At 42.5% G+C, this 7,914-nt stretch carries 7 protein-coding genes; all 7 read right to left on the bottom strand.

Going from position 1 to position 7,914, the window contains the following annotated elements:
• Positions 1 to 615 precede the first annotated feature (615 nt).
• Entirely contained in the window at positions 616 to 1,665 is a 1,050-nt protein-coding gene (locus JMY06_RS08880; protein ID WP_201617953.1) for a dipeptidase, read from the bottom strand.
• 2 nt (positions 1,666 to 1,667) lie between these two features.
• Positions 1,668 to 2,819: a pyrroloquinoline quinone biosynthesis protein PqqE gene (gene pqqE / locus JMY06_RS08875; protein ID WP_201617952.1), complete on the bottom strand. Its 1,152-nt coding sequence runs from the start codon at positions 2,817 to 2,819 to the stop codon at positions 1,668 to 1,670.
• Positions 2,816 to 3,100, bottom strand: a complete 285-nt coding sequence (gene pqqD / locus JMY06_RS08870; RefSeq protein WP_201529216.1) for a pyrroloquinoline quinone biosynthesis peptide chaperone PqqD — start codon at positions 3,098 to 3,100, stop codon at positions 2,816 to 2,818. Before pqqD ends, pqqE begins: the two co-directional genes overlap by 4 nt.
• On the bottom strand, positions 3,097 to 3,855 hold the full coding sequence (gene pqqC, locus JMY06_RS08865; RefSeq protein ID WP_201529218.1) for a pyrroloquinoline-quinone synthase PqqC: 759 nt from the start codon (positions 3,853 to 3,855) through the stop codon (positions 3,097 to 3,099). Before pqqC ends, pqqD begins: the two co-directional genes overlap by 4 nt.
• A 10-nt stretch (positions 3,856 to 3,865) precedes the next feature.
• Positions 3,866 to 4,777: a pyrroloquinoline quinone biosynthesis protein PqqB gene (pqqB, locus tag JMY06_RS08860; protein WP_201617951.1), complete on the bottom strand. Its 912-nt coding sequence runs from the start codon at positions 4,775 to 4,777 to the stop codon at positions 3,866 to 3,868.
• 71 nt (positions 4,778 to 4,848) lie between these two features.
• A complete protein-coding gene (gene pqqA / locus JMY06_RS08855; protein ID WP_075107140.1) occupies positions 4,849 to 4,923 on the bottom strand; it encodes a pyrroloquinoline quinone precursor peptide PqqA in 75 nt (24 codons plus the stop codon).
• A gap of 259 nt (positions 4,924 to 5,182) precedes the next feature.
• Positions 5,183 to 7,846, bottom strand: coding sequence for a membrane-bound PQQ-dependent dehydrogenase, glucose/quinate/shikimate family (locus JMY06_RS08850; RefSeq protein ID WP_201617950.1), 2,664 nt, complete (start codon positions 7,844 to 7,846; stop codon positions 5,183 to 5,185).
• Positions 7,847 to 7,914 lie beyond the last annotated feature (68 nt).

Below are 7,914 nucleotides of genomic sequence, written 5' to 3'. Positions count from 1 at the left end.
TTCTTGGTCATGGTAAACTCCTTGTCGAGTCGTTAGTTTACCAAGTTTATCTCTACGGTTTCTTCAGCATAGCTCAGACAGCTTAATGATAATTACCTATGCTATCGATTTCATAATTATTAAATTTGTATTTAACATAAGCAGTTTGTTATAGGAATAAGAGGGGGTTCCCTAGTGAGGACTTGAATATTCAGATATAGCCCAAGTGATTTCAATAGGTGTGCGCTCTTGGATTGAATCAGTATACATCTGAGTGTACTTAATGAGCTTGGCTTGATTTTTTTTGACTGTGAAATCAGATGATATCTTGAGTGTGGACGGCACTGTAGGAAGTAAACTGGAAGCATCACTGCTAGTGACTTTGTATTTTTATAACCTGCTCTATACCAACAAGTGATTTATGAATTGATTCAAACAGAATATTTAGGTATAAAAAAACCTGCAATAATTAGCAGGTTTACTCAATCAGTATTTAATCTAAATGGCAGTTACACAGAATTCGGGATGGGCTCGAATTTCAACACTATGCCAATAGCGTATTTAATTAACTTTTATATATAGCGCCAAAAACACGATGGCAGCATACTTTTTAGAACATCACCATCATATAAATTATCATTTCCATATTTTATTCAAAACATTAAACCAATTTTTTGACGTGACCTTTTCAATGAGTTGGTCGGAGAAGTGTCGTTGTTGCATACGCTCAATCAGCATGGAGATTTGACTAATATCAGATAAATCATCAGGCAAGAGGCAACCATCAAAATCGGATCCAAAACCGACGTGATCTTCGCCTAAATGGTCAATCAGATAATCAAGATGATCGACAATCACATCGAGTGATGTTTGCGTGTTACGTTGTCCGTCAGCACGAAGAAAAGCAACATCGAAATTCACACCAACCATACCATTGCTTTGTTTAATGGCAGCCAGTTGCTGATCGGTCAAATTCCTTGCTTGCTGACATAAAGCGTGAGCATTGGAATGTGTCGCGACAATGGGTTGATTGATAATCTCTAACGTATCCCAAAAAGCCCGTTCATTCATATGAGACACATCGATCAGCATATTCTTTTCACTACACGCTAGAATGAGATCTTTCCCTTGATTGGTGAGGCCAGATCCCGAATCTGGAGAATGCGGAAAGGGTGCATTTAAGCCACCACCAAAAATACTTTTTCTATTCCAAAGTGGACCAATACTTCTGAGTCCTGCATCGTAAAAAATATCCAATAAGTCGGGCTTAATGGCTAAAAATTCAGCACCTTCAAGGTGAAGAATGATGGCTAATTGTTGATTCTGCTGACAGGCTTGGATTTGATCTAAGGACGTACAAATTTGAATCTGACCGTCAGAGCGAGCCTGTAGTTGTTGAGCGAGTTCCAATTGAGCACAGCAAATATCAACGATTTGCTGAGGATCAAAGTCTGAGTGTGAGGGATTTAATAACTTTTCAGGATGGTTGTTTTTAACGTAAGCGTAGGGCGGCAGGAAAATAGAAAACAAGCCGCCCATCCACCCCGCTTTGCGACAACGTTTTAAGTCTAAATGTCCCGGCAGTGAGGCATGGATAAAGTCATGCACTGGATCTTCGGCTGAACTCAGCCAAAGGCGGGTTAATAGATCGTTATGTCCATCAAAGATGATAGGCTGAGCATTCATTGTTAATCCATTACCGTACGAGTAGGAATCAATTGTTCTTGACTCAATAGTTTGGAATTCTTTGGATTTCTAAATAGCAAATCTTCAAAAGGTACAGGCGCTTCACTCTGTGAACGAGCCTCTTCGATCAGGTAATGATAAGGCGATTTACCACACACAGGATCGGCATTTTTGGCATCCCCAGTCAGCATAAAAGCTTGGCAACGACAGCCGCCGTAATCCCGTTCTTTATCGGGACAGTTTTGGCACATGTCGGGCATCCAATCATCACCGCGAAACTGATTGAAGCTCGCAGACTCATACCAAATATCTGAAAGCGGTGTTTCTCGTACATTAGGGAACTGTATTGGTAGTTGTCTGGCGGCATGGCAAGGTAGGGCTGTGCCATCGGGTGCAACGGTTAAGAAAATCTTGCCCCAACCATCCATACAGGGTTTCGGACGTTCTTCGTAATAATCAGGCACCACAAAAATGAGTTTACATTTGATGTTTAGTTCTTCAATTTTCTGACGATACTCATTGGTAATGCGTTCGGCTCTTACCACTTGTTCTTTGGTAGGCAATAAACCTTGCATATTCTCAAAAGCCCAACCATAAAATTGGCAAATAGCAAGCTCAACGGTATCTGCTTCAAGCTCTAAACACAGCTCAATAATCTGTTCAATCTGATCAATGTTCTGCCGATGAATGACAAAGTTGAGCACCATCGGATAGTCGTACTGCTTGACCAAACGTGACATCTCATACTTTTGTTCAAAGGCATGTTTTGAACCAGCTAAGGCATTATTAACCGTCGGATCACTGGCTTGGAAACTGATTTGAATATGGTCAAGACCAGCTTCCTTTAATCGAGCAATCCGAGATTCGTTTAACCCCATACCCGAAGTGAGTAAGTTGGTGTAAAAACCTTGTTTATGAGCATAAGCGACCAATTCTTCTAAATCTTGACGAACGAGTGGTTCACCGCCAGAAAAACCGAGTTGCACGGCTCCCATTTGCCGCGCCTGATCAAAAACATCAAACCACTCTTGCGTCGTCAGCTCCTGATTATACTGAGCATAATCAACAGGATTAGAGCAATAAGGACATTGTAATGGGCAGCGATAGGTAAGTTCAGCCAATAGCCATAACGGAAGTCCTACTGGAGTAGTCATAATAAATCAATCCAATGTTCACGTTGAGCCACCAACATATATTCAATAATGTCTTGCTCGATTTCAGGAATACCACCAAACATGTCTTTCACCTTTTCGATAATGTCAGCAATGGACGCCTGACCATCAATATGTTGACCAATGATACTGGCACTCTCATTTAATTTGATCATACCTTCAGGGTACAGTAATACATAGGCATTCTGTGCAGGTTCAAACTGAAAGCGATAACCATGACGCCACACTGGTACGATAGAGTGATCTAGATCAGGTAAACTCATTTGAACAATCCTTTATGCCAAACATTGTCAGAAGTGACGCTTTGGTAAGGGGCTTGATTATGTACATAGGCCAAGCTCAAGGCATCCAAGATAGTCCACAAAATATCAAGTTTAAATTGCAGAATTTCCAACATGCGCTCTTGTTGTTCAACCGTTTTGAATGAGTCTAATGTGATTGTTAAACCATGCTCAACATCACGACGGGCTTGACTCAGGCGTGAACGGAAATAGGTATAACCTTGCTCTTGAATCCAAGGGTAATGTTTTGGCCAAGACTCTAAGCGAGACTGATGAATCTGTGGGGCAAACAACTCTGTAAGTGAGCTACTGGCTGCTTCTCGCCATGACGTACGTCGAGCAAAATTCACGTAAGCATCAACGGCAAAACGTACACCAGGTAAAACCAACTCTTCAGAAATCACTTGCTCACGGCTAAGACCAACCGCTTCTGCCAGACTTAGCCATGCTTCACGACCACCACCATCAGGGTAAATACCATCTTGGTCAATCATGCGCTGAATCCACTCTTGACGCACACGCTGATCAGGGCAATTTGCCATAATTGCCGCATCTTTCAATGGAATGTTGATTTGATAGTAAAATCTGTTTGCCACCCAAGCTTGGATCTGTTGTTGTGTCGCCTGTCCTTCATGCATCAGGATATGGAAGGGATGGTAAATATGGTAATACTGACCTTTATCCATAATCGCTTGTTCAAACGCTTCTGGGCTAAGTGCTGTTTTTTCTTCTTGCATTGTCTTCGCCTTACAATTCAATCTGCATGCCATCAAAAGCCACTTCAACACCATGTTGTTTTAATTCAGCAGCCTGTTCAGATTTTTCATTCAATATCGGATTGGTGTTATTGATATGAATCAATATTTTGCGTGAATTTTCGAGTTGATCTAAATAATAAAGTGAGCCGTCTTCACCACTAATATGTAAATGACCCATGTCTTGACCTGTTTTTGTACCGACACCGCATTCTTGCATCTCATTGTCAGTCCATAAGGTTCCGTCAATCATAACGCAATCAGAGGCTTTCATAATCTGCATAATATCATCGTCAATTTTGCCCAAACCTGGCGCATAAAAGAGTTGTTTTTGTGTTTTTAAATCTTTCACAATCAGTGCAATGTTATCGCCGTCATGTGGATCATTACGATGTGGAGAGTAGGGTGGTGCTGAGCTTCTAATAATCAGAGGTGTCAATTCTAAATTGCTAAAGCCTTCAATGTTAAATGTCTGTTTCGGATCAATTTGATGATATTGCAGACCACCATTCCAGTGCTTCAACATGTTGAAAATAGGAAATCCTGTCGTGAGATCTTGGTAGACCATGTCAGTACACCAAACAGGAATCGGACAACCTTCGCGCAGTGTCAATAGACCTGTAGTATGGTCAAGCTGACTGTCCATCAAGACCACATTCGTGATGCCTGTATCTCTTAATTGACGTGCTGGCTGTGCCGCCTTAAATTCAAATAATTGTTGGCGAATATCAGGTGAAGCATTGAATAGAATCCAATCTATGCCATTTTCTGATATTGCTATCGAAGATTGGGTACGGGTTTTTGCTTGAATCGACCCTTGACGAACACCATGACAATTATGGCAATTGCAATTCCACTGTGGAAAACCACCACCAGCAGCTGAGCCTAAAACATGAATATGCATAAATCAATAGTTCCAAAAAAATAAAAGCCCTAATCATCTAGGGCTTTTAATGGATTTAGGTCTAGTAAATTTTAACGAGCTTCGAAATACATAGTGATTTCGAAACCAATACGGATATCTTGAAAAGCTGGTTTAGTCCATTGCATGGTAGTACTCCGGAATGATCTCACTAGTTAATAAGTAAGATTAGTAAAGGGTATCCTTAATAGTATTATAATCTGACCCCTGCTGTCAAATCCGTAGAAACAAACTTGGAAGATTTTAGTTACGCAGTCTGACGGTAATAATCAAACCATACTTATCTTGGCATGCACCACCGTTCATTATAAGGTGAATTGAATACATGTCCTCGTAATAAAACGGCAATGAATCGAATCATTACCGCTTCATCGATAAGGTATGACGTTACTTGGCTTTGTCAGCAAGCTTATAAGCTAAGACATAATCGCCAATGGTTGTGCCAACTGAACCATGTCCACCAGCAACTAATACCACCATCTGCTCACCTTTAGAATTCAGGTAGGTCATGGGCGTGGCTTGGCCGCCTGCTGGAATGCGAACATTCCATAACACATCCCCGTTCTTCAAATCATAAGCTCTGAAGTTGTTTTCGGTCGCCGCTGACAAAAACGCCAAACCACCTTTGGTGATGATGGGTCCACCAATACCAGGCACACCCAACTCCAATTTTATTGGGATGGGGGATAAGTCTTGTACCGTCCCGTTTTTACGTTGATAGGCAATCTCACCTGTGCTTAGGTCAGCACCTGCTATTGTGCCCCAAGGTGGTTGTTGGCACGGAACGCCCAGAGGTGATAAGAAAGGCGCTAATTCTACAGCGTAATCTGCGCCTTTATTAGCATTAACCCCATGTTCTCCTTTATTGGTTTCCGCATCATCTATCTTGTCTCTGGGGATGAGCTTTGAGGTAAATGCCAAATAAGTAGGCATGCCAAACATTATCCCGTTTTCAGGATCCACGGCGATGCCGCCCCAGTTAAAGGTTCCAAAATTGCCGGGATAGATTAAGCTGCCTTTAATCGATGGTGGTGTATAACGACCATCATAATTAAGTTTGTTAAATTCAATACGGCACATCATCTGATCAATAAGGCTCGCGCCCCACATATCTTTTTCAGTTAGTGGCGCATGCTCAAAGCTCAAAGCAGAGTAAGGTTGAGTAGGTGCTGCATATTCCCCTTCTATCAGATAGCCTTGCGGTGCAGGACGCTCTTTGATGGGTAAAATGGGTTCGCCTGTTGCTCGGTTTAATACATACACATCGCCTTGTTTGGTAGGCACAACAAGTGCAGGCTGAACACCCTCGGTGGTTTTCAAGTCGATTAAGCTTGGCTGAGCGGGGGTATCCATATCCCAAAGATCATGATGAACAAACTGCTGAACCCAGCGAGCTTCACCAGTCTCGAGATCTAAAGCGACAACGGAGCTTGCATATTTCTCTTCATCAGCGGTTCGATAGCTCCCTAGCTGATCAGGAGTACGATTACCCATAGGGAAATAGGCCAAACCAAGTTCCTCATCTGCACTGATTGGCGCCCACGAATTTGGGGAGCTGGTTTTGTAGGTTTGAGTCGGATCATTGATATCTAAAGGTTCAGTATTATCAGGATCGCCTGAATCCCAATTCCACATGAGCGTACCGGTATTAACATCATAAGCACGAATTACGCCAGAGGGAGCGTTGACATCGTAGTTATCATTGACGGCACCGGCCACAATAACCACACCGCCTGCCACTACTGGAGGAGACGTCGAATAATAATAGCCCGCTTGTTTAAATGGCATATTGTGCATTAAATTTAATTCACCATCCTCACCAAAACCCTGACAGCGTTGCCCAGTTTCGGGGTCGAGTGCATATAGCTTAGCATCAGAGGTTGGAACAAATATCTTGGCATCGCATTGAGTAGAGGCACTCTTAAACGTATTTCCAGCAATTTTTTGAACGCTTAGGTTGCTGGTCGTCGCTGCCTCATCATTAACACTGCCATTTGTATCGTCGTTGGTGTCTTCAATAGCATTGTCAGCGCTGGATCGACCGGCATAATAGGACACTCCTCGACAAGTTTGATGTTGACGTTGAAGGTTTTTTCCCACTTCAGGGTCAAACTTCCATAATGTCTGACCGGAGTCTGCATCCAATGCCAATACCCAGTTGTGAGGGGTGCAGACATATAAGGCATTACCTATCTTTAAAGGGGTTGCCTCATAGGTAGTCTCACCAACATCATTAGGACCTTTTAAATCACCAGTTTGAATTTTCCATACCAATTTTAAGTCTTTGACATTATTGGTGTTAATTTGATTAAGGGGAGAGTAGCGTTGCCCATATTCTGTTCGGCCATACGCACTCCATTCACCAGCTGGCGTTTGCCTACCATCTGATAATGGGTCACCAAGATTTGCAGAAGTACTGGTTGCTAAAGGATCGGTTGAGATAGCGTCTTTAATGGCCTCATCGTCAGCGATTAAATTTAGTTCACCAAGTTTGTCAGTCGCATTGTTTGCTAAGCTCCCAAGAGAGAGCAGAGCGCTAATGGCTACGCTCGCAAATAATCCCCAATAATAGACAGGATTTCTTACGTTCTTTTTTGAGTCTTTGACGGAAGTCGTGGTAGAGGTTGTGACCAGCTTATCAGAATTTAAAAGCGATGCACCGTCATCAATAGGGCTTTCATTAACAGGGTCTTTATTCAACGTATTGTTAGTAGGGCCCGTCAATACTCGGGTTTTCTTCCCTCCCATTTTGTTAGACACCCACGGCAATAACATCAATAAACCAAATATCAGCGGAAAGCCTACTCGAGGAGCCAGTGCCCACCAATAAAAGCCGGACTCCCAAAGTGCCCAGGCGATTGTCGCTATAATAAAAATAGCGTAGAGCCCGTAAGCACCCCAATGTCTTTTAAACAATAAAAATGCTGTAATAAGCATCACAATGCCAGCGATAAGATAGTAAGGGCTGCCACCTAATGAGAGGAGATAAGCGCCGCCAATGAGCAGAGGGCTGGCAAAAATGGCCATAATGATAGCTACAAACTTTTCCATCAGCGGTATAACCTGTTTACATGCGAGCGGATTGATATGCACTAAAGGAATGACTAGTCTAAGCTAGA

The sequence above is a fragment of the Psychrobacter urativorans genome, assembly GCF_904846675.1.
In the GTDB taxonomy this organism is placed as follows: Bacteria; Pseudomonadota; Gammaproteobacteria; order Pseudomonadales; family Moraxellaceae; genus Psychrobacter; species Psychrobacter urativorans_B.
The sequence above is the reverse complement of the archived record's forward strand: the minus strand, read 5'-3'. Positions and strand labels throughout refer to the sequence as shown.

What these genes read in the sequence shown, in the direction of transcription:
- JMY06_RS08880 (WP_201617953.1), bottom strand. Translation starts at nt 1,665, where the DNA reads ATGAATGCTCAGCCTATCATCTTTGATGGACATAACGATCTATTAACC.
- pqqE (WP_201617952.1), bottom strand. Translation starts at nt 2,819, where the DNA reads ATGACTACTCCAGTAGGACTTCCGTTATGGCTATTGGCTGAACTTACC.
- pqqD (WP_201529216.1), bottom strand. Translation starts at nt 3,100, where the DNA reads ATGAGTTTACCTGATCTAGATCACTCTATCGTACCAGTGTGGCGTCAT.
- pqqC (WP_201529218.1), bottom strand. Translation starts at nt 3,855, where the DNA reads ATGCAAGAAGAAAAAACAGCACTTAGCCCAGAAGCGTTTGAACAAGCG.
- pqqB (WP_201617951.1), bottom strand. Translation starts at nt 4,777, where the DNA reads ATGCATATTCATGTTTTAGGCTCAGCTGCTGGTGGTGGTTTTCCACAG.
- JMY06_RS08850 (WP_201617950.1), bottom strand. Translation starts at nt 7,846, where the DNA reads ATGGAAAAGTTTGTAGCTATCATTATGGCCATTTTTGCCAGCCCTCTG.